General features: G+C 58.8%; 1 rRNA gene. It reads right to left on the reverse strand.

Annotation, left to right across the window (positions count from 1 at the left end):
* Nucleotides 1-233, reverse strand: a 23S ribosomal RNA gene (locus tag C461_RS15925); the annotation flags it as partial.

A 233-nucleotide genomic window follows, 5' to 3' on the forward strand; every position in this document is an offset into this window, starting at 1 on the left:
CCCGATATCTTTTCAGGCGCGTACCGCCCCAGTCAAACTGCCCGGCTACCGGTGTACTCCTCCCGGAGTGAGAGTCGCAGTCACCGACGGGTAGTATTTCAATGTTGTCTCGGTGGCCCGCTAGCGCGGGTACCTGTGTAATGACTCCTACCTATGCTGCACATCGGCGACCACGTCTCAGCGACAGCCTGCAGTAAAGCTCTATAGGGTCTTCGCTTCCCCTTGGGGGTCTC

Source organism: Halorubrum aidingense JCM 13560, from assembly GCF_000336995.1.
In the GTDB taxonomy this organism is placed as follows: domain Archaea; phylum Halobacteriota; class Halobacteria; order Halobacteriales; family Haloferacaceae; genus Halorubrum; species Halorubrum aidingense.